This window comes from Pseudomonas delhiensis (assembly GCF_900187975.1).
In the GTDB taxonomy this organism is placed as follows: Bacteria; Pseudomonadota; Gammaproteobacteria; order Pseudomonadales; family Pseudomonadaceae; genus Pseudomonas; species Pseudomonas delhiensis.
In genome coordinates, this window is sequence record NZ_FZPC01000038.1 from 1 (window position 1) to 21701 (window position 21701).

A 21701-nucleotide genomic window follows, 5' to 3' on the forward strand; every position below is an offset into this window, starting at 1 on the left:
CTGCAGGTTAGAAACTGTTACCCATGTGCCTGAACCGATTTGTCACCTATGTGGGTGAGTCGTACCGGCAAGCCTTTTTGGTTACTTTTGTGGCGTTTGACAAAAGTGACTCGCCCGAGGGGGCGAAACAAGAAACATCCTAGCACTCGGAGCGGCGCGCTACACCGAGCCCAAACCCAAAAGTCTCTGGGTTCCCGCATTCGCGGGAATGACGAGGCTGAGGGCAGAGTGCGAGGCCAAGGTTCGCGAGCAAGCTCGCTCCTACAAGAGCGTTTCCAGCGAAACATCGGTGCGTGTTCGCGGTTATCCGCCCCACGGGGAAAAACCCGGCCATGACGCCGATTTTGCCCCGGATCAAGCCCTTTCGAGCCCCGCCTGGCCTAGACTTGCCTTATCGACAGAATGGACAAGGACCCACCATGGATTCCTTCGGCGTCACGCTCGCAGTCATCATCTTCGGCATGTTCATGCTCGGCATCGGCTTCACCATCCGCGAGCGGGGGGCGGGCGTGCTGCTCATGTGGGTCGGCGTGCTGAGCATGCTGTCGATCATCACCTACCGCATCTACCTCGCCACCTCGGCGGTCTGAGCGCCGCGCCAGCCGTGCATCGCCCGGGCGTAGCCGGCCGGGGCGAAGCGCAGGGTCACCCCCAGCATCAGCAGCACCGACAGCGCCAGCAGCGTCCAGGAGGCCTGGAAGCTGCCGGTGGCGTCGCGCAGCCAGCCGGTGACGTAGGGGATGATGCCGGTGATGATGAAGCCGATGCCCTGCACGAAGGCCGCCAGGCTCCCCGCCGGGCCGGGTTCGGCCAGGTGGTCGAGGGTCAGCGTCAGGCTCAGCGCGAAGCAGGCGCCCAGGCCATAGCCGATCAGCGCCACCCAGGCCGCCGGCAGCCCCAGGGGCGTCAGCAGCAGGCCGGCGAAGCCGCCGAGCTGGATCAGCAGGCACAGGCACAGCCAGGGCCGGCGGTCCGCCGAGCCGCGGCTCAGGGCCGGCATGCTCAGGGCGCCGAGGACCTGGAAGATGGTCATCAGGCCGATCAGCTGGCCGCTGCCCTGGGCACTCCAGCCCAGCTGCCGGTAGAACATCGGCAGCCAGGCCACCATGCTGGTGTAGCCGCCGTTGATCAGCCCGAAGTACAGCGCCAGCAGCCAGGCCCGGCGGCTGCCGAAGAAGTGTTCGCCACGCCGCGCCACGCTGGGCACCGCCGCCTCGCGCGGGCGCGCCAGGGCCCACAGCAGCAGCCCCAGCACCGCCAGCGCCACCCAGGCGCCCAGGCCCAGCTGCCAGTGGCCGGAGCCGCCGGCCAGCACCGGCGCCAGCACCGCCGCGGTGCCGCCGCCGGCCATCAGCGAGGCCGAGTACAGGCCCATGGCCGCCGGCACCCGCTGCGGGAACCAGCGCTTGACCACCCCCGGCACCAGGGCCTGGATGATCGCCACGCCGGTGCCGGCCAGCACCGCGCTGGCGATCAGCGCCAGGCCGCTGTCCAGCAGCAGGCGCCAGGCGCAGGCCACGGCGATGGCCAGCAGGCCGCCGAGCATGCCGCGGCTCTCGCCCAGGCGCGGGCCCACCCAGGGCAGCGCCAGGGCGAACAGGCCCATGCACAGCACCGGCAGCACCGTCAGCAGCGACGCGCCCTGGAAGCCCAGGCCGGTGGCCTGGCGGATCTCCGCGAGCAAGGGGCCGATGGAGGTGAGGATCGGCCGCAGGTTGATGCCCAGGGCGACGATCACCAGCAGGCCGATCCAGCCGACCCGCGCCTTGCCGGTGCTCATGGGCGGCGCTCCCGCCAGAAGCCGTACAGCCCCTCCTCGTCTTCCGGGCGCAACGCCTGCAGGGGCAGCGACTGCCACTCCACGGGCTGCGCCATCTGCGCATAGACCGCCGCGGTGGACAGCCCGTAGGGCTCGCCGTCAGCGTTGGAATAGGCGTAGTAGGCGGCGCTGACGCCGCTCAGGTGCATGGCCGCCAGGCACATCGGGCACGGGTGGCCGCTGGCGTAGACCACGCAGCCGTCCAGGCGCGGGCTGCCCAGGGCGCGGCCGGCCGCGCGCAGCGCCAGCAGTTCGGCGTGGGCGGTGGGGTCGTGGTCCAGGTGGGTGCCGTTGGCGGCGCGGGCGATGACCTCGCCGTCGCGCACCAGCACGGCGCCGAACGGGCGGCCGCCGGCCTCGACGTTGGCCCGCGCCAGGGCCAGGGCTTCGCGCATGTATGCCAGGTGTTGCATGGGGGAATCCTCTTCGGCGGGGCCCATTGCGGCGCCCCCTTCGTCGAAAGGGATTATCCCGGCGCGGCCTTCCATGGTGAAATTAAATGGAAAAATGACTTCCAGTGGATTTCCGAATGCTAGACCCGACCCTGTTGCGCAGCTTCGTCATGGTGGTGGACGCCGGCAACTTCACCCGCGCCGGCGAGTGGCTGCACCTCACCCAGTCCACCGTCAGCCAGCAGATCCTGCGCCTGGAGGAACAGCTTGGCTGCCGTCTGCTGGAGCGCGGGCGGCGCCAGGTGCTGCCCACCGAGGCCGGCGAGCGCCTGCTGGGCTACGCCCGGCGCATCCTCCAGCTCGGCGAGGAAGCCCGCGCCGCCCTTGGCGAGGAGCACAGCGAGGGCGTGCTGCGCCTGGGCATGCCCGAGGACTTCGCCGGCGAGCGCATGATGCCGCTGCTGGCGGCCTTCGCCAGCCAGCGCCCGCGCCTGCGCCTGGAGGTGGCCAGCGGGCTCAGCCACGAGTTGCTGCGCCAGTACCGCAACGGTGAGCTGGACCTGGCCCTGGTCAAGCAATGGGGCGCCGACAGCGACTGCCTGGCGCGCTGGCCCGAGCCGCTGTGCTGGCTGGACAGCGCCGCCAACCCGGCGGCCGCCCGCGAGCCGCTGCCGCTGGTGGCCTTCCCGCTCGGCGCGCTGTACCGCCAGGAGATGATCCACGCCCTGGAGGCCCAGGGCCGGCGCTGGCGCGTCGCCTACGGCAGCGCCGCCCTGGCCAGCCTGTCGGCGGCGGTGGCGGCGGGCCTGGGCGTCAGCCTGCTGCCGCAGCGCTGCCGGTTGCCGGCGCACCGGGTGCTCGGCGCCGCCGAAGGCTTCCCGGAGATCACCGGCCTGGAACTGGCGCTCTATGCCCGCACCGACCTGCCCAGCGCCGGCCGCAGCCTGTGCGAGCAGCTGCGCGAGCTGTGCGCGCAGCTGAGCCTCACACCGGCAGGGTAAGGCGGCCGAGGAACTGCTAGGCCGGGCACGGCTGGCCGAGGGCGACGATGGACAGGTCCAGAGCCGTGTAGGAAGCCAGGACGGCGACGAAGAGGGAAATCAGCACCAGCGCAAGCCGTAACGGCCTGCCGGCATCTCGAATCTCTGGAGCGCCGCCCGGGGCGCGCGCAAAAGCGCAGATTTCAGCCAAGCGCCAGCACCTCGAACCAGATGCATTTTCATTGCGCGACAGCCGCGGGTTTGCCGCTCGTCGGCCACAGCACCTAAGCTGAGCGGATCCGCCCCCGCGAGGAGAGCGCAGCGCCTTGGCGAAATTCCTGCAATTCCTGGCCCGGCCCTGGCGCCGCCTGGCCAACCCCTACACCCGCTACCGCTACGCCGCGTGGATCCACTGCGTGCGCGTGGGCCTGGCGCTGCTGGCCTCCATCCTGCTCACCACCGGCATCGACATCCCCCACGGGCTCTGGGCCTCGGTCACGGTGCTGGTGGTGATGGGCGGCCTGGTGCACCAGGGCACCATCCGCGGCAAGTCCCGCGAGCGCACCCTGGGCACCCTGCTGGGCGCCGCGGTGGGCCTGGCGATCATCCTGGTGCACAACCTCACCGGCTCCGATCCGCTGGTCTATGTGCTGATGTCGGTGGCCGGCGCGGTCTCGGCCTTCTATGCCATCCGCCGCCCCGGCTACGTGGCGCTGCTGGCGGGGATCACCATGTGCACGGTGGCCGGGCATGGCGACAACAGCATGACCGAGGGCCTCTGGCGCATGCTCAACGTGCTGGTCGGCGTGGCCCTGGCGCTGGTCTTCGCGCAGATCTACCCGTTGCGCGCGGTCTACGTCTGGCGCTACCTGCTGTCGGACAACCTGCGCGCCTGCGCCCGCCTGTTCGGCCAGTTGAGCAGCAGCGCCGACCTGCGCGCCGAGCACTTCGCCAGCCAGCTGGAGGAACTGGACCAGCGCCTGGTGGCGTCCCGCGCGCACCTGGCGCCGGTGGCGCGGGAAACCGGCATGCCGCTGCGCGAGCTGGAACTGATCCAGCGCGCCCACCGGGCCATCATGGGCACCCTGGAATCGCTGCTGGCCTCGCGCCAGTTCGCCGCCCAGGCCGGCGGGATCGCCCCGCTGCCGGCGGACCTGGAACCGCTGCGGCAGGCCATCGGCCGCCTGCTGCTGCAATCGGCCCACGCCCTGAAGTTCAGCCGCACCTCGCGCCTGGTCCAGGAATGCCAGGGCACCGCCCACCTGCCGCCACGCCCGCAGAGCCTGGCCGGCGCCTTCGAGACGCAGGGCTTCTACTGGCTGACCCTGCGCCTGTACGAGCAGGTGGAGCAGCTTTCCGCGCAACTGGCCGGCAGCGCCGCGCACTGGAACATCCAGAGCCGGGAGCGGCCGGCGGCGCGGTGAGGTTTCGGGAACTCAAAGCTCCAATTGCGCCGGCGCAATGCCGAGTGCCCCGGCGATGCGCGCGCGGGTGGCTTTCCTCGGCCGTGTCGAGGCCTCCTGCTGCGCATAGGCGGACTGCGTCACCCCCAGGCGCTCGGCCACCTCCAGCTGCGTCAGCCCCAGGTGCTCCCGCCAGGCCCTGATCGCGCTTGCACCATCCACCATGCGGCTGACCACGTCATGGGGAATCAGGTTCTCGTCCAGGCGGTGCTGCGCCACGTAATCGGCATAGGGAATCACCACGAAGGCCGGTTTACCGTCTGCGTCATTGATGATCTGCACCTTAGTAGGTTCGCTCATCGCGCTTCCTCACTTCTTGCATCGCAACGATCCTGATTTCACCGTCCCAATCGAACAGTACCCGGTAGTTGCCGACGCGAAGCCGGTAACCGTAGGCGTGATCGCTCAGTGCCTTCACTTGCCGGCAGTCGGGCATCCGCCTCAGCTCGCCAACGGCGTCGCGAACCTGCACCTGGTGACGCCTGTCCAGCCTGAGCAACTGCTTGACCGCCTTCCGCGTCCAGTTGACGGAGTTCATCGGATATTAGCCTTTTATTAGAGTTCCGATAAATACCTTATATCCATGCCAATCCCCGGGACTGCACTCCTCGAAAGCGACTCATGCCTTGGGCATTGGTGGGATGACGGGCAAGGCAGGTGGCGGTATTGCTTGCCGCCACCTGCCTCCGCGAAAGGTCTCAGGCCGCGAAGCCGCCGTCGATCAGCAGGTTGGCACCGGTGATGTAGGCCGCTTCCGGGCCTGCCAGGTAGGCCACGAAGGAGGCGATTTCCTCCGCGCGGCCGTAGCGGTCCAGGGCCATCAGGCCTTTCAGCGACTCGGCGAAGTCGCCGCTGTCCGGGTTCATGTCGGTGTCCACCGGGCCGGGCTGCACGTTGTTCACGGTGATGCCGCGCGGGCCCAGGTCGCGGGCGAAGCCGCGGGTCAGGCCGGTCACCGCGGCCTTGCTCATGGCGTAGACACCGCCGCCGGCGAAGGGCATGCGCTCGGCATTGGTGCTGCCGATGGCGATGATGCGGCCGCCCTCGCCCATGTGCCGGGCCGCGGCCTGGGTGGCGACGAATACGCTGCGCACGTTGACCGCCAGGGTGCGGTCGAAGTCTTCCAGGCTGAACCCGCGCCTTCGTCGACTTCATCCTCGAGCACTTTCGCGCGCAGCAGCTGGAGCGGCGGTTTTCCGCGCTGTAGCGAAAACGGCGGATAACGCCTGGGGCGTCATGCGCCCTACGGGATGGACGCGCGGATGGCGGGGGCGAAAAAAATGACACGAACGGCGCGGGGGCCGGTCGAAACAGGCGTCAGGTATTCCTGGCCACCTTGATCGACATCAGGTGAAGCGGCATCCACGGGCCCGCGGGCTTGCTCGCGCACGGCCCCGCCCCCAGGTTCACGGTGAACCCGTTCAGGAGACAGCCCCATGAAGAAGATCGCCCTCGTCCTCGCCGCCACCCTGGCCCTGCCGATGGCAGCCATGGCCGACAGCAAGCTCTGCGACGCCAACCTGACCCAGTTGAAGGACTTCATCGCCACGGCCAGCAAGAACGCCACCGGCGTGAAGGTCAACGTGGTCCAGGACCATATCGACCAGGCCGAGAAGGCCCGCGCCGCCGGCGACTACGAGTCCTGCGTGAACCACACCACCCAGGCGCTGCGCATCATCCGCAAACCGGCCAACCGCTGACCGGGCCCCGCCCGTGCGGGAGCCCGCGCCGGGCTCCCGTCACCCCGCGCCCGGGCATTGCACGCCGGGCGCGGTTCTCCCGCCTCAGCCGCAGTTGAGCCCGCGCACCAGTTCGCGGTCGTCGACATTGATGTTCAGCCGCTGCGAGTTGTACTCCAGGGTGACCGCGTCATGGGGGTGAAGCACGCGCGCGTTCTGCGCGCCGGCATCGCGCCGGGCCTGCTCCACCAGCGCCTGGGACAGCGGCTTGCCGACCAGCGACTGCACCGCCCCGGCATTGCAGCGGCCGGCTTCGGGCGCGGCGGCGGCCGGGGATTCGGCGGGCTTGTCGGCGCTGCTGCAACCGGCCAGCAGGATGGCGCCGAACAGCATGGCCGGCAGGGCTCGATTCAAGGGCATAAAGCCTCCTTGGCTTGAGGGAAAACCCCAACCATAACAAGCCGCGCCGCCGCAGGCCCGGTTTTTGTGTTGCCGGCTGCATCGAAGAAACCCCGGAACGACCGTATGGCGCCCTTTACACAGGATTTACACAGCGCCGGTTACACTTTGCCTGAACAGAATGTCTTAGAAGTATCCGACCTCAAGGCCGGAACTTTCAGGAGGCAAGACAGATGATTCGCCGGATTCCGCAACTCGCCCTGGTGTTGTGCGCATCCTTCGCCCTGGCCGGGCAGGCATCGGCCAACAGCAACACCGATGCCGCGGCCATAGGCGCGGTGGTCGGCGCCGTCGTGGGTGGCGCTGTCGTCGCCGGCGCCTCCGCGCCGCCGGCACCGGTCTACGTGCAACCCGCCCCGCCGCCGGCCTACTACTACCCGCCGGCGCCGGTGTACTACGCCCCACCGCCGCCAGTGGCCGTGGTGGTGCCGCCGCCGGTGCGCTACTACCGGCCGGTATACTACGGGCCGGCGTACTATGGCCCGCGCTACTACGGGCCGCCGCATGGTTACTATCGTGGGTATCGCCACTGGTGATGGTGCGCGGGTCATGAGGAAACGCCGTTTTCTTTAGTAAGGGGAACGGCGTTTTTCATTTCCAACGAGGGGGCGAGGCTGTTGTAGGAGCGTGGGGGATGCCTGGTTCTTGCTCGCGAAGCTTGGGCCCGTGCTCCAATCTCCCCCGCCACGAGGCCCGCCCCGACAGCACGTCCCTGTGCTGATCGGGGCTCTCGCGAATCCATGTCACATGACCTCCTGAGCGCCGGTTTCGCTCGGCCTTCTGAAGGGGCGTTCCGGTGCGCTCGGAGGTTTCTCTGGAAACCCGTAGGGCGCATAACGCCTACGGCGTTATCCGCCGTTTGCGTCGAGCATCGGCCAACGGCGGATAACCGCGAACGGTTATACGCCCTACGAGTTTGCCGGCTGACGCTGCGTTATCCGCTTGCTCGGGACAGCCCCCTCTCCCTTCAGGGCGGGCCGCGTAGGCGAGGGTTGGGGAGAGGGGACGGACTTCGCCCACGCACCTCTGCCAACCCTGACACCGCACCCCCTCCCTAACCCTCCCCCGCAAGCGGGAGAGGGGACCGTTCGGCGCAATGCGGAACCGCGAAGTTCCCGGGCTCCCCGTAGGGCGCATAACGCCTACGGCGTTATCCGCCAGATCGCGGACAGAGTCCGCTCCGGTTCCAGGTAGCACGGGCGTAGGAGCGGACTCCGTCCGCGATTGGTCTCACCGCCCACGCCGGACTTTCCGCCTGCACAGGACAGCCCCCCAAAATGCCACCCCAATCCCATTCCCGAAAAATCGCCCCCCGCGCCATGGCCGCCCCGTCGGGCCGTGCCTATCCTTTGAGCATTCCACCGCCGTAAACCACCGCGTCGCCACCGGTCACCGACCCAGGAGCCCTGCATGGCCGCGACCAGGAAGATGGGCCTCACCGGGCTGACCACCCTGGTGATGGTCAACATGATGGGCTCGGGGATCATCATGCTGCCCTCCAGCATGGCCCAGCTGGGTGCGGTCTCGCTGCTGTCGTGGGTGTTCACCGCCGTGGGCTCCATGGCCATCGCCTACTGCTTCGCCCAGTGCGGCATCTACTGCCCGCGTTCCGGCGGCATGTCCGCCTACAGCGAGGAGGCCCATGGCAAGTCGGCGTTCTTCCTCTGCTCGTACCTGTACTTCCTGTCCCTGGTGATCAGCAACGTGGCCATCAGCCTGTCCGCGGTGGGCTACCTGACGCCCTTCTTCCCCTGGCTGGGCAGCGGCGCGGTGCCCCTGTTCCTCGGGACACTGGGGCTGATCTGGCTGACCACCCTGGCCAATTTCGGCGGCCCGCGGATCACCGGACGGCTGGGCTCGGTCACCGTCTGGGGGGTGATCATCCCGGTGGCCGGGCTGGGCTTCTTCGGCTGGTTCCGCTTCAGCCCGGAAACCTTCGCCGCCGCCTGGAACCCCAACGACCTGCCGGTCAGCCAGGCGATCACCGACAGCATCCCGCTGACGCTCTGGGCCTTCCTCGGCATGGAGTCGGCGGCGCAGAACTCCGACGCGGTGGAGAATCCCAAGCGCAACGTGCCGCTGGCCTGCCTGCTGGGCACCCTGGGCGCAGCGGTGGTTTACGTGCTGTCCACCACCGTGATCCAGGGCCTGGTGCCGAACCCGGAGCTGGCCAACTCCAGCGCGCCCTTCGCCCTGGCCTACGCACACCTGTTCAACGACGGGGTGGGCAACCTGGTGATGGCCCTGGCGGTGATGGCCTGCGTCGGCTCGCTGCTGGGCTGGCAGTTCACCCTGGCCGAGACGGCCAAGGTCACCGCCGCCCAGGGCCTGTTCCCGCAACTGTTCACCCGCGTCACCGGGCGCGGCGCGCCCTTGGCCGGGCTGGTCACCTGCGCGGTGCTGCAGAGCCTGATCGCCCTCTCGACCATCTCGCCCAACGCCACCGCCCAGTTCACCAAGCTGGTGAGCCTGGCCGCGGTCACCAACATCATCCCCTACATCACCTCGCTGACCGGGCTGGTGGTGATCCTCTACAAGGCCGGTGTCGGCCTGGAGCTGGTGCGCCGCAACACCGCCGTGATGCTGGTCGCCGCCGGCTACTGCTTCTACGCGCTTTATGCCTCGGGGCTGGAGGCGGTGTTCGGCGCCGCCCTGGTGATGGTGGTCGGCTACCTGCTGTTCGGCTTCATCGCCAAACGCTTCGTCAAGGCCTACGAGCGCCTCGCCGCGCCGCCGGAGTCGCCATGAACCGCCTGTTCGCCGCCCTGTTCCTGCTGCCGCTGCTGCTGGCCCCCGGCGCCCGGGCCGACAGCCTGGCGCGCATCCACGCCAGCCATACCCTGGTGCTGGGCTTCCTGGCCGACAACGCGCCCTTCTCCGAGGGCGACGAGCACACCGCCAGCGGCTACGCCATCGACCTGTGCCAGGCGCTGGCCGCCCGCCTGCGCAGCGCGCCGGGCCTGGCCGACCTGCAGGTGCACTACCGGCCGCTGCCCCTGGAGCAGGCCCTGGAGGCCGTGAGCAGCGGCCAGGTCGACCTGTTCTGCAGCCCGCTGGTGGAAACCCTGCAACGCCGCGAAAGCGTCAGCTTCTCGCTGCCGGTGTTCACCGCCGGGCTCGGGGTGATCCTGCGCCGCGACGCCGACGCCACCCTGCAGGCCGCGCTCAGCGGCGCCCCGCGCGAGCGCACGCCGACCTGGCGGGGGACCGTCAACCAGGGCCTGAACAAGCGCAGCTTCGCCGTGCTCAAGGGCAGCACCAATGTCCAGTGGGCGCAGCAGCGGGTGCGCGAACTGGGGCTGCAATCGCGCCTGGTGGAGGTGGCCAGCTACCAGGACGGCGTCGACCGCGTGCTGCGCCGCGAGGTGGACGCCTTCTTCGGCGAACGCCTGTCGCTGCTCAACTACCGGGCCCGCTCGGCCCAGGCCGACCGGCTGCAGGTGTCCGACCACCTGTTCGAGATGGCCAGCGTCGCCCTGCCCCTGCCCCGCAACGACGACGCCTTCCGCCTGGAGGTGGACCGCGCCCTCAGCGACGCCCTGCGCGGCGCCGCGGGCGAGGCGCTGTACAGCCGCTACTTCGGCCCGCCTTCGCCACAGCAACGCCTGCTGCTGCGCCTCTACTCCCGGCCCTGAACCCGGGAAGCCCCCGCGGGACAAGCCCGCCCCTATCGCTATATACTTTTATAAATAGCGATAGCCGTTTCCCCGGATTCCCCATGAGCGACCAGGCCACCCGCCCTGCCCGTAGTCCCGCCAACCGCCGCAAGGCCAGCGTCGACGACAGCGAGCCGCTGGGCATCCGCGAGCGCAACCAGCGCCTGATCCTCGGGGCCGCCAGCCAGGAGTTCGCCGCCAAGGGCTTCCAGGCCGCGCGCACCGAAGACATCGCCGCCCGAGTGGGGCTGCCCAAGGCCAACGTCTACTACTACTTCCAGAACAAGCGGAACCTCTATGCGCGGGTGCTGGAAGCCCTGGTCGAGCCCCTGCTGCAAGCCGCCGCCCTGCTGCGCGCCGAACGGCCCCCGGAGCAGGCCCTGCCCGCCTACATCCAGGCGCGGATGCGCGTGGCCCACGAGCACCCGCACACCTACAAGGCCGTGCTCGGGGAAATGCTGCTGGGCGCCCGGCAACTGCCGGCCCCCTGTGGCGAACGCCTGCGCCAGGCCGCGCAGGACAACCTCGCCTGCCTGCGCAACTGGATGGAACGCGGCCTGATCGCCACGGCCGACCCGCAGCACCTGCTGCTGTTCCTCTGGTCGGCCACCCAGGCCCACAGCCATTTCGGCTGGCAGGCCTCGCTGATCACCGGCAAGGCCCGGCCGGCGGAAGCCGACTACCGAGCCGTGGCCGAAAGCGTCAGCCGCCTGGTGCTCGGCGCCCTCGCTCCGGACGATGCGCGCCCGCGGTTGCGGCCGTTTCCGATATGAAGAACCCTCTCCCACAAGCGGGAGAGGGTTGGGGAGAGGGCTGGAATTTAGCCGCCATCCTCACACTCCGTCGCTCCCCCGTAGGGCGAATAACCGTTCGCGGTTATCCGCCGCTACACCGCGGCCACAGCCAACGCCCAGATCAACCCCGGAGCCGCCGAGCATCAAGGCCAAACGGCGGATAACGCCATAGGCGTCATGCGCCCTACGTCCCGCCCGGCGTTGTCCGGTGTGCGGGCCCGCGCGGGTGACGCCGCGGGCCCCGGCGGGTAAGCTGCCGCCCCTCGTATCACCCGCACAAGGAGGCCCCCATGGCTGACAACGACCTCACCTTCCTCCCCGACGCCGATCCCGAGTCGATCTCCTCCGACGTCGCCGGCTTCGGCGGCCTGCTGGTCTCCACCCAGATCCCCACCCGCGAGGACGGCAGCCTGGAGCTGGGCGGCATCGTCGAGCAGAGCGAATGCACCCTGCGCGCGCTGAAGGCCGCCCTGGAGCGCGCCGGCAGTTCCATGGACCGTGTGCTGCACCTGACCATCTACCTCACCGACATGGCCGACCGCGCCGCCTTCAACGAGGTGTACCAGCGCTTCTTCGCCAGGCCCTGGCCGGTGCGCGCCGCCGTCGGCGTGGCCGCCCTGGCCGTGGAAGGCATGCGCGTGGAAGTCACCGCGCTGGCCGCCAGGGCCTGACCGGGCCCCTTCGCCGTCCGGCGCCCCGCCGGGCGGCGCCACCACCGGGCAGCGCACGGGTGCCCGGCGGGCGTTTCGCCGCTACAATGCGCGCCTTGCCGTGTCACGCCTGATGAAGAAGAAACCATGTCCCTGCCCAAGAACCATCTGGAACTGCTCAGCCCTGCCCGCGATGTGAGCATCGCCCGCGAGGCCATCCTGCATGGAGCCGATGCCGTGTACATCGGCGGCCCGAGCTTCGGCGCCCGGCACAACGCCTGCAACGAGGTGAGCGACATCGCCCGGCTGGTGGAATTCGCCCACCGCTACCACGCGCGCATCTTCGTCACCATCAACACCATCCTCCACGACGACGAGCTGGAGCCGGCCCGCGCGCTGATCCACCAGCTCCACGACGCCGGCGTCGACGCGCTGATCGTGCAGGACCTGGGCGTGCTCGACCTGGACATCCCGCCGATCGAGCTGCACGCCAGCACCCAGACCGACATCCGCACCCTGGGCCGGGCGAAATTCCTCGACCAGGCCGGCTTCTCCCAGTTGGTGCTGGCCCGCGAGCTGAACCTGAAGGAAATCCGCGCCATCGCCGACGAAACCGACGCGGCCATCGAGTTCTTCATCCACGGCGCGCTCTGCGTGGCCTTCTCCGGCCAGTGCAACATCTCCCATGCACAGACCGGGCGCAGCGCCAACCGCGGCGACTGCTCCCAGGCCTGCCGCCTGCCCTACACCCTGAAGGACGACCAGGGCCGCGTGGTGGCCTTCGAGAAGCACCTGCTGTCGATGAAGGACAACAACCAGAGCGCCAACCTCAGCGCCCTGATCGACGCCGGCGTGCGCTCCTTCAAGATCGAGGGGCGCTACAAGGACATGGGCTACGTGAAGAACATCACCGCCTACTACCGCCAGCGCCTGGACGGCATCCTCGCCGAGCGCCCGGACCTGGCCCGCGCCTCCAGCGGCCGCACCGAGCACTTCTTCCTGCCCGACCCGGACAAGACCTTCCACCGCGGCAGCACCGACTACTTCGTCAGCGAGCGCAAGATCGACATCGGTGCCTTCGACTCGCCGACCTTCACCGGCCTGCCGGTGGGCGTGGTGGAGAAGGTCGGCAAGCGCGACCTGATCGTCGCCACCGAGCAGCCGCTGTCCAACGGCGACGGCCTGAACGTGCTGGTCAAGCGCGAGGTGGTGGGTTTCCGCGCCAACATCGCCGAGCTGAAAAGCGAGTTCGAAGAAGATGGCGAGAAGCGCTACCGCTACCGCGTCGAGCCCAACGAGATGCCCGAGGGCATGTACCGCCTGCGGCCGAACCACCCGCTGTCGCGCAACCTCGACCACAACTGGCAGCAGGCCCTGCTGAAGACCTCCGCCGAGCGCCGCGTCGGCCTCTCCTGGGTGGCCCGCCTGCGCGAGGAACGCCTGGAGCTGAGCGCCACCAGCGAGGAAGGCGTCAGCGCCAGCGTCGCCCTGGATGGCCCCTTCGGCCTGGCCAACAAGCCGGAGCAGGCCCTGGAGCAACTGCACGACCTGCTCGGCCAACTGGGCACCACCCAGTACCACGCCGAAAGCATCGAGCTGGACGCGCCGCAGGCCTTCTTCATCCCCAACTCGCAGCTCAAGGCGCTGCGCCGCGAGGCCATCGAGGCGCTCACCGCCGCCCGCGTCGCCGCCCACCCGCGCGGCAGCCGCAAGGCCGAGACGAACCCGCCGCCGGTGTACCCCGAGGCGCACCTGTCGTTCCTGGCCAACGTGTACAACCACAAGGCCCGCGAATTCTACCACCGCCACGGGGTGCAGCTGATCGATGCGGCCTACGAGGCCCACGAGGAGGCCGGCGAAGTACCGGTGATGATCACCAAGCACTGCCTGCGCTTCTCCTTCAACCTGTGCCCGAAGCAGGCCAAGGGCGTCACCGGCGTGCGCACCAAGGTCGCGCCCATGCAACTGGTGCACGGCGACGAGGTGCTGACGCTGAAGTTCGACTGCAAGCCCTGCGAGATGCACGTGATCGGCAAGATGAAGGGCCACATCCTCGACCTGCCGCAGCCGGGCAGCGCGGTGGAGCAGATCGTCGGCCAGATCAGCCCGGAAGACCTGCTCAAGACCATCCGCCGCGCGCCGCACTGAAGCGCCGACACGACAGCGCGGGGCGGCCCCATGACCGCCCCGCCGCTGCTCAACCCGCCGGCTGTTCGCGCTCCTGGAGCAACTGGCGGATGATCGCCTCCTGCCCTTCGTAGTCGCCCTCGCCCACATGCAGGTGGCGGACGCGGCCCTTCGCATCGATGAAGTAGTGCGCCGGCCAGTACTGGTTGGCGGAGGCGTTCCAGATGCGGTACTGGTTGTCCAGCGCCACCGGGTAGTGGATGTCGTGGCGCTCCACCGCCTTCTGCACGTTGGCCGGGATGCGCTCGTAGGGGTATTCCGGGGTGTGCACGCCTATCACCACCAGGCCCTGGTCGGCATAGCGCTTGGCCCACTGGTTGACGTACGGCAGGCTGTGCTGGCAGTTGATGCAGTCGTAGGTCCAGAAATCCACCAGCACCACCTTGCCGCGCAGGTCCGCGCTGGCCAGCGGCGCGCTGTTGAGCCACTGCACGGCGCCGTCCAGGCTGGGCATGGCGCCCAGGTCGGCCAACTGGTCGGCGGCATTCGCGCTGGGCATCAGCTTGTCGAGCAGCTTCGGCACGCCGTCCAGCACCTTGTGCTCCAGCACGGCCAGGGTGCGCGAGGCGCCGGAACCCACCAGCTGCACGCTGGCGCCACTGCCGATGACCACCACCGCCAGCAAGGCCAGGGCCCCGGCCCCGCGGCGCAACCACTCCAGCGCACCCAGCGACGGGCGCAGGCGCTGGTACAGGCCGCGGCCGAGGAACAATGCGGCGCCCAGGGCGACGGCGCTGCCCAGCCCGTAGGCCAACAGCAGCAGGCTGGTGGAGGCGCTGGGCCCCTGGAGCATGGCCCCGGAGAGGATCAGCCCGAGGATGGGCCCGGCGCAGGGCGCCCACAGCAGGCCGGCGGCGAAACCCAGCAGCCAGGCCGACAGCGCCGGCGGCAGGCCACGGGCCTGGCCGTGCAAACGGTCGCCGAGCCAGGCCCAGGGCCGCGACAGCCAGGTGCCGAAGCGCGGCGACAGCAACGCCACGGCGGATAGCCCGAGCAAGCCCAGCGCCAGGTAGCGGCCGACCTCGCTGGCCTCCACCACCCAGGCGCTGGAAACCGCGGCCAGGCTGGCCAGCACGGCGAAGCCGCTGGCCAGGCCGGCGAGGGTCAGCAGCGGCGACCAGGCCGGCCCGCCGGCGCGCTGCAACAACAACGGCAATACGGGAAGGATGCAGGGGCTGAGCAGGGTCAGCACCCCGCCGAGAAAGGCGACGATCAGCATGGGAATCTCCTCTTGAAGGGCTCTGGAGCGGCAGGGCCATCCCTGGCCGGGCGGCGTGCATCAACCGCCTTCGTTGCAGTCGCTGGAGAACTTCTGGTAGGCCAGGCTGTGGGGCTGGCCGTTGGAGTCCAGGTAGTCCATGCGCGCCTGCACCACCTGGCAGCTGCCGGGCTCCTCGTGCAGGGCCAGGACCTTCTTCACGTCCAGGTGCTGGCCGTAGTGGTACTGCTCCACCGGCGCGGGGGCGCTGGCGGCGAAGCTGGCCAGGGGCGCGGCGAAGGCGAACAGGGCGGCGGCAAGGGTCAGGGTTTTCATGGCGGTGTCCTCGGGTGTGGGTTCGTGGCGCGGAGGCCGTGTGCCTTCCGCTTGGTGCCCATTTCACCCGCCGCCGGTATCCCGCCTGTGTCCGCCGCCGCCCGCGAATGCCGCCCCAGGTATCGGCACGGCGAATGGATACACTGGTATACAAACCCTGGCGGGCAGGCACCGCCTTGCTCTATACACTTGCCCCAACGAACGAACCGATGGGGAACCACCATGGAACACGTCGATCACGTCCTGATCGTCGACGACGACCGCGAGATCCGCGAGCTGGTCGGCAACTACCTGAAGAAGAACGGCCTGCGCGTCAGCCTGGCCGCGGACGGCCGGCAGATGCGCGCCTTCCTCGAAGCCAACGCCGTGGACCTGATAGTGCTGGACATCATGATGCCCGGCGACGACGGCCTGAAGCTGTGCCGCGAGCTGCGGGTGGGCAAGCACAAGGCCACCCCGGTGCTGATGCTCACCGCGCGCAACGACGAGACCGACCGCATCATCGGCCTGGAAATGGGCGCCGACGACTACCTGACCAAGCCCTTCTCCGCCCGCGAGCTGCTGGCGCGGATCAATGCCGTGCTGCGGCGCACGCGCATGCTGCCGCCGAACCTGTCGATCACCGAGAGCAGCCGGCTGATCGGCTTCGGCCAGTGGCGCCTGGACACCAGCGCGCGCCACCTGCTCGACGCCGAGGGCACCCTGGTCGCCCTGAGCGGCGCCGAGTACCGCCTGCTGCGGGTGTTCCTCGACCACCCGCAGCGGGTGCTCAGCCGCGAGCAGCTGCTGAACCTGACCCAGGGCCGCGAGGCGGACGTGTTCGACCGCTCCATCGACCTGCTGGTCAGCCGCCTGCGCCAGCGCCTGCGCGACGACGCCCGCGAACCGGACTGCATCAAGACGGTACGCAACGAGGGCTACGTCTTCTCGCTGCCGGTGCAGCTCATCGAACCCGCCGGGTGACCGCCATGCCCCGCACCCTGGCAGCGCGCCTGGCGCTGATCTTCCTCACCGGGCTGGTGCTGGCCTACGGCCTGTCCTTCAGCTCGCAGTTCTACGAGCGCTACGTCAGCGCGCGGAGCATGATGCTCGGCAACCTGGAAAGCGACGTGAGCACCGCCGTCGCCTTGCTCGACCGCCTGCCGGCGAGCGAGCGCGAGCAGTGGCTGCCCATGGTGGAGCGCCCCAACTACCGCTACCGCCTGGACGAAGGCGAACCCGGCCAGGCCATGGACATGGCCCAGGCGCCCATGGCCGCGACCAGCATCGAGAGCGCCATCGGCTCGCGCTACGCCCTGCGCTTCGAAACCCTCCCCGGCCCCGCCGCGCACTTCCAGGCGCACCTGCGCCTGGCCGACGGCAAGCCGCTGACCATCGACGTCACCCCCCGCGGGGTAGCGGCGGTGGCGCGCTGGCTGCCGGTGGTGCTGGTGCTGCAGCTGGCCGTGCTGCTGGCCTGCACCTGGCTGGCGGTGCGTACCGCGATCCGCCCGCTGACGCGCCTGGCCCAGGCCGTCGACCACCTCGACCCGGACACCCCGGCCGCGCCGCTGGACGAGAACGGCCCGAACGAAGTGGCCTACGCCGCCCGCGCCTTCAACGCCCTGCAGGGCCGCATCGGCGACTACCTGAAGGAACGCATGCAACTGCTGGCGGCCATCTCCCACGACCTGCAGACGCCGATCACGCGCATGAAGCTGCGCGTCGAGCAGATGGACCCGTCGCCGGAAAGCGAGCGCCTGTGGAGCGACCTGGAGGAAATGCAGCACCTGGTCCGCGAAGGCGTGGCCTACGCCCGCAGCATGGACGGCGCCAGCGAGGCACAGCGCCGCGTCGACCTCGACGCCTTCCTCGACAGCCTGGTGCTCGACTACCAGGACGCCGGCCAGCAGGTCAGCCTGCAAGGCCGCGCCGGCGTGCCCCTGGAAACCCGCCCCCACGCCCTGCGCCGGGTGCTGGGCAACCTGCTGGACAACGCGCTGAAGTTCTCCGGCGCCGCGCAACTGGAGGTGGGCCGCGAGGACGGCAAGCTGTGTATCCGCGTACTCGACCGCGGCCCGGGCATCGCCGAGGAAGAACTGGAAGAAGTCCTCAAGCCCTTCTACCGCGTGGAAAGCTCGCGCAACCGCAGCACCGGCGGCACCGGCCTGGGCCTGGCCATCGCCCATCAGTTGAGCCAGGCCCTGGGCGGCCGCCTGACCCTGGCCAACCGCGACGGCGGCGGCCTGTGCGCGCAACTGGAACTGCCACTCCCGGCCTGAGCGACCGTACAAGCAGATACAAGGCGGCCCCCGGCGGGACACATCCGGGACAAGCCGCCTTGCCAGCATGGCTCCACCGGCAGCGACGGCACCCCGCCGCTCGCGCCGCCCCCCAGGAGCCCACCATGACCCCCACCGCGCCCACTGCCAGCCTGCACGGCTGGCGCCTGTTCACCGCCCTCGCCGTCGCCGTGCTGGCGGTCACCGCCCTCTGCCTGCTCTGGCAGCCGCAGCTGGTGGAGGCCCTGCGCAGCGCCATCCGAGCCACCGCGCGGACCTCCTTCGCCCTGTTCCTGGCGACCTTCCTCGCCTCCGCCCTGGCCACCCTGGTGCCCAGCCCCGGCAGCCGAGCCCTGCTGCGCGAGCGGCGCTTCCTCGGCCTGGCCTTCGCCTTCTCGCACCTGGTGCACGGCGTGCTGATCATCGCCTACGTCAAGCTGTTCCCGGAGACCTTCTGGGCCGGCCGCACCGCGGCGGCGAACATCCCGGGCTCGGTGGGCTACCTGTTCATCCTGGCGCTGGCCCTGACCAGCTTCCCGGCCGCGGTGAAGGCCCTGGGCGCCCGCACCTGGAAGCTGCTGCACGGCACCGGCACCTGGGTGATCGCCGGCATCTTCTGCCTGTCGTTCTTCAAGCGCATCCCCATGGGGCCCTGGTACGTCCTGGGCTTCGCGCTGATCTTCAGCGCCATCGTCCTGAAACTCACCGCCAAGCTCGCCACCCGCCAACGCCGCGCCACCCCGGCCCTGCGCGGCGCCACCCGCTGAACGAACCCAGGAGACACCGCCATGCAAAGCCCCCTCGCAACCACCCTGCGCCCCCTCGACCGCCTCGGCGCCTGGGGCGCCGACATCCCCCTGCGGCTGTTCCTGGCCTGGGAATTCCTCGAATCCGGCCTGGAGAAATGGAACGGCGAGAACTGGTTCGCACAGATCCACGACGCCTTCCCCTTCCCCTTCGACCGCCTGCCGGCGAACCTGGACTGGCAGGTCTCCATGTGGGCCGAACTGATAGCCCCGGCGCTCCTGCTGCTGGGCCTGGGCACCCGCTTCGCCTCGGCGGTGCTGATGGTGCTGACGGTGGTGGCCATCGCCGCCGTGCACTGGCCGGCGCACTGGTCGAGCCTGGGCGAACTGGCCATGGGCTACTCCATCAGCGACAACGGCTTCGGCAACTACAAGCTGCCGCTGATCTACCTGGTGGCGCTGGTGCCGCTGCTGCTCAAGGGCGCCGGGCGGCTGAGCCTGGATGCGCTGCTGCGGCGGCGCTTTGCGTAGGTAATTGCACCGTCCTGACGAACCCGCCGCATGGCGGGTTCTTCTTTTTCGTCCCCCTCGAACACAGGCGCTCCGCCCTACGTTGGGCACCTGCGCAGGAGCGGACTCCGTCCGCGCTTGGTCCCGTAGGGCGCATAACGCCTACGGCGTTATCCGCCGTCGTCCCGAACACCGGTGCTTCGACTTGTTTATTACGTAGGAGCGAGCTTGCTCGCGAACAGATTTCTCCTGCCCCTCCGCTGCCTTGGCTTGAATCCGTCCCCTCTCCCCAACCCTCTCCCGCAAGCGGGAGAGGGGGCCGTCCTGAGCGGCGTCGAGATCAGGCGCCATCCTTCAGGCCAACCTGTATGGCGCTCTCCCTCATCGCCCCCGAACACCGGTGCTCCGGCCGGCGGCGGATAACCGCGAACGGTTATTCGCCCTACGTTGGGCACGTGCGCAGGAGCTCCGTCCGCGATTGGTCCCGTAGGGCGCATAACGCCTACGGCGTTATCCGCCGTCGCCCCGAACACCGGTGCTTCGACTTGTTTATTACGTAGGAGCGAGCTTGCTCGCGAACAGATTTCTCCTGCCCCTCCGCTGCCTTGGCTTGAATCCGTCCCCTCTCCCCAACCCTCTCCCGCAAGCGGGAGAGGGGGCCGTCCTGAGCGGCGTCGAAATCAGGCGCCATCCTTCAGGCCAACCTGTATGGCGCTCTCCGTCATCGCCCCCGAGCACCGGCGCTCCGGCCAACGGCGGATAACCGCGAACGGTTATTCGCCCTACGCTGCCCCACCCGCGCCTACGGATTGCCCGTCCGTTCGCCATCGTGCACTGCTTCCCCAACGAAAAAGCCCGCGCACCTGGCCAGGCACGCGGGCTTCTCGAACATCACCTCACTGCATCACGGAAGGATGCTGTCCGGTATGTCGGTCATCGCGGTGTCTCCCTGGGGGCTGAGGAATGCTGTCGACGGTGGGTAGCGCACAGGTTGCGCGTGCCGAGCACCACGCCTTGTGCGTGAAGGGCCTGCAACAGGGCCAGGCCCTGCCGCAGGATGGGTTCGGGGTCGGCGCCAATGGCCTCGGCCAGCGCCTGCAGGTGTTCCCGGCCGCTCAGCTGGCGGTCGCGCACGGACTCCAGCAACGCGTGGGCCAGCGGCGCCAGGCGGGCGAAGTGCACCTGCTGGTCGCCGCCGCGGCGGGCCAGCAGCAGCGTCGGCTGCTCTGGCGGCTGCCCGGGCAGGTGGCCGGGGCCCAGGTCGCTCACCGGCCAGGCGTAGGCCAGCGGCCAGGCCAGGGACGACAGCAGCGGCACGCCCTCCAGCAAGTCGCCCTGCGGGTCGTGGGCCGGCTCCCGGCTGTCGCTGAGCGACAGGGCGGTCTCCACCCATTCGTAGTGCGCCAGCTCGGCGGCCCAGGCCGGCGCGTCGATCCCGCGCTGTTCGAGGAAGGCGACGAACTCGCCGGCCAGCTCGGTGAACAGCGGCGTCCGGCAACGGTAGTCAGCGTAGAAGCGCTCCGTCAGCGCATGCCACTGGCTGTCGGCCAGGCTGGCGCGCAGCACCGGGAAGCTGCCGGCCAGCAACGACTGCACATTGCCCAGGAACAGCTGGCGATACACCGCCAGGCGCCGTGCCTCGATGCCCGGCGGCGGCGCGTTGCGCTGCGGGTCGCGGATGTGCCGGGCCAGTTGCAGTTGCTGCTCGCGCAGGGTCTCAGCCATGGCTCACCTCCCGCGGCGCGGCGGCCTGCTGCAGGGTGCGGATGCAGTCCACCTCCGCCAGCAGCTCGGCCAGCGGCGGGAAGTTGAAGTCGCGCTCCAGCAGCGTCGGCACCACGCCACAGCGGGCGTAGGCCTGCGCCAACAGGTGCCAGACCGGCTGCTGCACGCTGGCGCCGTGGGTATCGATCTTCAGGTCCGGCGCCTCGTCGTAGTGCCCCGCCACGTGGATGCAGGCCACCCGCTCGGCGGGCACCCGGGCCAGGAAGGCGGCGGCGTCGTAGCCGTGGTTGCAGGCGTTGACCACCAGGTTGTTGACGTCCAGCAGCAGGTCGCAGTCGGCTTCCGCCAGCACGGCCCGGAGGAAATCGATCTCGCTCAGCGCCTGGTAGGGCGCGGCGTAGTAGGAAATGTTCTCCACCGCGATGCGCCGCCCCAGCACGTCCTGGGCCTGGTGGATGCGCGCGGCGACGTGGTGCACCGCCTCGTCGGTGAAGGGCAGCGGCAGCAGGTCGTAGAGCTGGCCGTCGTCAGAGCAGTAGCTCAGGTGCTCGCTGAACAGGCCGACGCGGTGGCGGTCGAGGAACTGCCGGGTGCGCCGCAGCAGCTCGAGGTCCAGTGGCCCGGGGCCGCCGAGGGACAGCGACAGGCCGTGGCAGGCCAGCGGGAAGCGCTCGGCGAGCTGCGCCAGGCCCTCGCCATAGGCACCGCCGACGCCGATCCAGTTGTCCGGCGCGCATTCGAGGAAGTCCACGGCTTCGGCGGGCATCGCCAGCAGCTCGGGCAGCAGCGCGCGGCGCAGGCCGAGGCCGGCCCCGCGCGGTAGGGAATGGGCATTCATGGCAAGGC

Annotated in this window: 23 protein-coding genes and 1 pseudogene; 14 read left to right on the forward strand and 10 right to left on the reverse strand. The window is 69.6% G+C overall.

Features of this window, described 5'->3' with window-relative positions; translation table 11 throughout:
• The first annotated feature begins 419 nt into the window (after positions 1 to 419).
• On the forward strand, positions 420 to 590 hold the full coding sequence (locus CHC02_RS30305; RefSeq protein ID WP_009622326.1) for a hypothetical protein: 171 nt from the start codon (positions 420 to 422) through the stop codon (positions 588 to 590).
• Here the strand turns inward: CHC02_RS30305 and CHC02_RS26155 are convergent.
• Both CHC02_RS26155 and CHC02_RS26160 read right to left on the reverse strand, forming a co-directional pair.
• Positions 566 to 1780: a CynX/NimT family MFS transporter gene (locus tag CHC02_RS26155; protein ID WP_089394310.1), complete on the reverse strand. Its 1215-nt coding sequence runs from the start codon at positions 1778 to 1780 to the stop codon at positions 566 to 568. The genes CHC02_RS30305 and CHC02_RS26155 overlap by 25 nt on opposite strands.
• Entirely contained in the window at positions 1777 to 2232 is a 456-nt protein-coding gene (locus CHC02_RS26160) for a nucleoside deaminase (protein ID WP_089394311.1), read from the reverse strand. The genes CHC02_RS26155 and CHC02_RS26160 overlap by 4 nt, the downstream gene beginning before the upstream one ends.
• A 116-nt stretch (positions 2233 to 2348) precedes the next feature.
• Between CHC02_RS26160 and CHC02_RS26165 the strand changes: the two genes are divergently transcribed.
• A complete protein-coding gene (locus tag CHC02_RS26165; protein WP_089394312.1) occupies positions 2349 to 3212 on the forward strand; it encodes a LysR family transcriptional regulator in 864 nt (287 codons plus the stop codon).
• 305 nt (positions 3213 to 3517) lie between these two features.
• Positions 3518 to 4615 carry an FUSC family protein gene (locus CHC02_RS26170; RefSeq protein WP_089394313.1) on the forward strand — a complete coding sequence of 366 codons (1098 nt, stop codon included), beginning with the start codon at positions 3518 to 3520 and terminating at the stop codon, positions 4613 to 4615.
• Positions 4616 to 4627: 12 nt separating this feature from the next.
• Here CHC02_RS26170 and CHC02_RS26175 read toward each other — a convergent pair whose 3' ends face one another.
• The 3 genes and pseudogenes from CHC02_RS26175 to CHC02_RS26185 all read right to left on the reverse strand — a co-directional run.
• Entirely contained in the window at positions 4628 to 4954 is a 327-nt protein-coding gene (locus CHC02_RS26175) for a helix-turn-helix domain-containing protein (protein WP_089394314.1), read from the reverse strand.
• Positions 4938 to 5192, reverse strand: coding sequence for a type II toxin-antitoxin system RelE family toxin (locus CHC02_RS26180; protein ID WP_089394315.1), 255 nt, complete (start codon positions 5190 to 5192; stop codon positions 4938 to 4940). The genes CHC02_RS26175 and CHC02_RS26180 overlap by 17 nt, the downstream gene beginning before the upstream one ends.
• 160 nt (positions 5193 to 5352) lie before the next feature.
• A pseudogene (locus CHC02_RS26185) lies at positions 5353 to 5781 on the reverse strand (SDR family oxidoreductase); the annotation flags it as partial.
• A gap of 309 nt (positions 5782 to 6090) precedes the next feature.
• Between CHC02_RS26185 and CHC02_RS26190 the strand changes: the two are divergent.
• Positions 6091 to 6354, forward strand: a complete 264-nt coding sequence (locus tag CHC02_RS26190; RefSeq protein ID WP_089394316.1) for a hypothetical protein — start codon at positions 6091 to 6093, stop codon at positions 6352 to 6354.
• Positions 6355 to 6438: 84 nt separating this feature from the next.
• Here CHC02_RS26190 and CHC02_RS26195 read toward each other — a convergent pair whose 3' ends face one another.
• Positions 6439 to 6753, reverse strand: a complete 315-nt coding sequence (locus tag CHC02_RS26195; protein WP_089394317.1) for an I78 family peptidase inhibitor — start codon at positions 6751 to 6753, stop codon at positions 6439 to 6441.
• Between the two features lie 212 nt (positions 6754 to 6965).
• On the opposite strand from CHC02_RS26195, the gene CHC02_RS26200 reads away from it, so the two are divergent.
• From CHC02_RS26200 to CHC02_RS26225, 6 genes are all read left to right on the forward strand, one after another.
• Positions 6966 to 7328 carry a hypothetical protein gene (locus CHC02_RS26200; RefSeq protein WP_089394318.1) on the forward strand — a complete coding sequence of 121 codons (363 nt, stop codon included), beginning with the start codon at positions 6966 to 6968 and terminating at the stop codon, positions 7326 to 7328.
• 874 nt (positions 7329 to 8202) lie between these two features.
• Entirely contained in the window at positions 8203 to 9540 is a 1338-nt protein-coding gene (gene potE / locus CHC02_RS26205) for a putrescine-ornithine antiporter (protein WP_089394319.1), read from the forward strand.
• Positions 9537 to 10427, forward strand: coding sequence for an amino acid ABC transporter substrate-binding protein (locus CHC02_RS26210; RefSeq protein WP_089394320.1), 891 nt, complete (start codon positions 9537 to 9539; stop codon positions 10425 to 10427). Before potE ends, CHC02_RS26210 begins: the two co-directional genes overlap by 4 nt.
• Before the next feature lie 83 nt (positions 10428 to 10510).
• Positions 10511 to 11221 carry a TetR/AcrR family transcriptional regulator gene (locus tag CHC02_RS26215; protein ID WP_089394321.1) on the forward strand — a complete coding sequence of 237 codons (711 nt, stop codon included), beginning with the start codon at positions 10511 to 10513 and terminating at the stop codon, positions 11219 to 11221.
• 311 nt (positions 11222 to 11532) lie between these two features.
• Complete coding sequence (locus CHC02_RS26220) at positions 11533 to 11913, forward strand: RidA family protein (protein WP_089394322.1); 381 nt, start codon at positions 11533 to 11535, stop codon at positions 11911 to 11913.
• Positions 11914 to 12039: 126 nt separating this feature from the next.
• Positions 12040 to 14040 carry a peptidase U32 family protein gene (locus CHC02_RS26225; RefSeq protein WP_089394323.1) on the forward strand — a complete coding sequence of 667 codons (2001 nt, stop codon included), beginning with the start codon at positions 12040 to 12042 and terminating at the stop codon, positions 14038 to 14040.
• Between the two features lie 49 nt (positions 14041 to 14089).
• On the opposite strand, the gene CHC02_RS26230 is transcribed toward CHC02_RS26225, so the two are convergent.
• Together CHC02_RS26230 and CHC02_RS26235 are read right to left on the reverse strand one after the other, a co-directional pair.
• On the reverse strand, positions 14090 to 15298 hold the full coding sequence (locus CHC02_RS26230) for a cytochrome c biogenesis protein DipZ (protein ID WP_089394324.1): 1209 nt from the start codon (positions 15296 to 15298) through the stop codon (positions 14090 to 14092).
• Between the two features lie 60 nt (positions 15299 to 15358).
• Positions 15359 to 15613, reverse strand: a complete 255-nt coding sequence (locus tag CHC02_RS26235) for a DUF2790 domain-containing protein (RefSeq protein ID WP_089394325.1) — start codon at positions 15611 to 15613, stop codon at positions 15359 to 15361.
• A 222-nt stretch (positions 15614 to 15835) separates the two neighbouring features.
• Here CHC02_RS26235 and CHC02_RS26240 point away from each other — a divergent pair, with 222 nt between their 5' ends.
• From CHC02_RS26240 to CHC02_RS26255, 4 genes are all read left to right on the forward strand, one after another.
• Positions 15836 to 16576, forward strand: a complete 741-nt coding sequence (locus tag CHC02_RS26240; protein WP_089394326.1) for a response regulator — start codon at positions 15836 to 15838, stop codon at positions 16574 to 16576.
• Positions 16577 to 16581: 5 nt separating this feature from the next.
• Entirely contained in the window at positions 16582 to 17874 is a 1293-nt protein-coding gene (locus CHC02_RS26245; protein WP_089394364.1) for a sensor histidine kinase, read from the forward strand.
• Between the two features lie 125 nt (positions 17875 to 17999).
• Positions 18000 to 18641: a ferric reductase-like transmembrane domain-containing protein gene (locus tag CHC02_RS26250; protein WP_089394327.1), complete on the forward strand. Its 642-nt coding sequence runs from the start codon at positions 18000 to 18002 to the stop codon at positions 18639 to 18641.
• Positions 18642 to 18662: 21 nt separating this feature from the next.
• Positions 18663 to 19151 carry an HvfX family Cu-binding RiPP maturation protein gene (locus CHC02_RS26255; protein WP_089394328.1) on the forward strand — a complete coding sequence of 163 codons (489 nt, stop codon included), beginning with the start codon at positions 18663 to 18665 and terminating at the stop codon, positions 19149 to 19151.
• 912 nt (positions 19152 to 20063) lie between these two features.
• On the opposite strand, the gene CHC02_RS26260 is transcribed toward CHC02_RS26255, so the two are convergent.
• Both CHC02_RS26260 and CHC02_RS26265 read right to left on the reverse strand, forming a co-directional pair.
• The gene (locus CHC02_RS26260; protein WP_089394329.1) at positions 20064 to 20855 is read right to left on the reverse strand and encodes an HvfC family RiPP maturation protein; all 792 of its coding nucleotides are present in this window, start codon (positions 20853 to 20855) and stop codon (positions 20064 to 20066) included.
• Positions 20848 to 21693, reverse strand: a complete 846-nt coding sequence (locus CHC02_RS26265) for an HvfB family MNIO-type RiPP peptide maturase (RefSeq protein WP_089394330.1) — start codon at positions 21691 to 21693, stop codon at positions 20848 to 20850. The genes CHC02_RS26260 and CHC02_RS26265 overlap by 8 nt, the downstream gene beginning before the upstream one ends.
• Positions 21694 to 21701: the final 8 nt, after the last annotated feature.

Coding starts and splice junctions, on each gene's coding strand:
- CHC02_RS26195 (WP_089394317.1), bottom strand. CDS start 6,753: ATGCCCTTGAATCGAGCCCTGCCGGCCATGCTGTTCGGCGCCATCCTG.
- CHC02_RS26235 (WP_089394325.1), bottom strand. CDS start 15,613: ATGAAAACCCTGACCCTTGCCGCCGCCCTGTTCGCCTTCGCCGCGCCC.
- CHC02_RS30305 (WP_009622326.1), top strand. CDS start 420: ATGGATTCCTTCGGCGTCACGCTCGCAGTCATCATCTTCGGCATGTTC.
- CHC02_RS26255 (WP_089394328.1), top strand. CDS start 18,663: ATGCAAAGCCCCCTCGCAACCACCCTGCGCCCCCTCGACCGCCTCGGC.
- CHC02_RS26250 (WP_089394327.1), top strand. CDS start 18,000: ATGACCCCCACCGCGCCCACTGCCAGCCTGCACGGCTGGCGCCTGTTC.
- CHC02_RS26220 (WP_089394322.1), top strand. CDS start 11,533: ATGGCTGACAACGACCTCACCTTCCTCCCCGACGCCGATCCCGAGTCG.
- CHC02_RS26175 (WP_089394314.1), bottom strand. CDS start 4,954: ATGAGCGAACCTACTAAGGTGCAGATCATCAATGACGCAGACGGTAAA.
- CHC02_RS26225 (WP_089394323.1), top strand. CDS start 12,040: ATGTCCCTGCCCAAGAACCATCTGGAACTGCTCAGCCCTGCCCGCGAT.
- CHC02_RS26215 (WP_089394321.1), top strand. CDS start 10,511: ATGAGCGACCAGGCCACCCGCCCTGCCCGTAGTCCCGCCAACCGCCGC.
- CHC02_RS26245 (WP_089394364.1), top strand. CDS start 16,582: ATGCCCCGCACCCTGGCAGCGCGCCTGGCGCTGATCTTCCTCACCGGG.
- CHC02_RS26155 (WP_089394310.1), bottom strand. CDS start 1,780: ATGAGCACCGGCAAGGCGCGGGTCGGCTGGATCGGCCTGCTGGTGATC.
- CHC02_RS26180 (WP_089394315.1), bottom strand. CDS start 5,192: ATGAACTCCGTCAACTGGACGCGGAAGGCGGTCAAGCAGTTGCTCAGG.
- potE (WP_089394319.1), top strand. CDS start 8,203: ATGGCCGCGACCAGGAAGATGGGCCTCACCGGGCTGACCACCCTGGTG.
- CHC02_RS26200 (WP_089394318.1), top strand. CDS start 6,966: ATGATTCGCCGGATTCCGCAACTCGCCCTGGTGTTGTGCGCATCCTTC.
- CHC02_RS26260 (WP_089394329.1), bottom strand. CDS start 20,855: ATGGCTGAGACCCTGCGCGAGCAGCAACTGCAACTGGCCCGGCACATC.
- CHC02_RS26190 (WP_089394316.1), top strand. CDS start 6,091: ATGAAGAAGATCGCCCTCGTCCTCGCCGCCACCCTGGCCCTGCCGATG.
- CHC02_RS26160 (WP_089394311.1), bottom strand. CDS start 2,232: ATGCAACACCTGGCATACATGCGCGAAGCCCTGGCCCTGGCGCGGGCC.
- CHC02_RS26240 (WP_089394326.1), top strand. CDS start 15,836: ATGGAACACGTCGATCACGTCCTGATCGTCGACGACGACCGCGAGATC.
- CHC02_RS26230 (WP_089394324.1), bottom strand. CDS start 15,298: ATGCTGATCGTCGCCTTTCTCGGCGGGGTGCTGACCCTGCTCAGCCCC.
- CHC02_RS26265 (WP_089394330.1), bottom strand. CDS start 21,693: ATGAATGCCCATTCCCTACCGCGCGGGGCCGGCCTCGGCCTGCGCCGC.
- CHC02_RS26165 (WP_089394312.1), top strand. CDS start 2,349: ATGCTAGACCCGACCCTGTTGCGCAGCTTCGTCATGGTGGTGGACGCC.
- CHC02_RS26210 (WP_089394320.1), top strand. CDS start 9,537: ATGAACCGCCTGTTCGCCGCCCTGTTCCTGCTGCCGCTGCTGCTGGCC.